The 230-nt window shown below is 70.4% G+C and carries 1 protein-coding gene; it reads right to left on the bottom strand.

Annotated features, from left to right (window positions below):
* Positions 1-230 (bottom strand): hypothetical protein (locus AX735_RS25830; RefSeq protein ID WP_202189566.1); only part of this gene is annotated, 230 nt, incomplete at both ends.

Here is a 230-nt window from a genome sequence, read left to right as displayed (position 1 = left end):
ACCGCGCCGTTGCCGATCGCGACCGAACTGATCCCTGCGGCATTGGCGCGGCTGCCAACGGCGGTAGCATTGGCGCCGCCCGCCTGGGTGCTCTTGCCCACAGATGTCGCTTCCAGTCCGGCGGCATTCGCCTGATGACCGACTGCAACGGCGGTGCGTCCCGAGGCATTGGCCTGCCAGCCGAACGCCTGGCTGCCGACGCCCGAGGCGACCGATTCGCCGCCGATCGC

It is taken from the genome of Blastomonas sp. CCH1-A6 (genome assembly GCF_001556365.1).
In the GTDB taxonomy this organism is placed as follows: Bacteria; Pseudomonadota; Alphaproteobacteria; order Sphingomonadales; family Sphingomonadaceae; genus Blastomonas; species Blastomonas ursincola.
The sequence above is the reverse complement of the archived record's forward strand: the minus strand, read 5'-3'. Positions and strand labels throughout refer to the sequence as shown.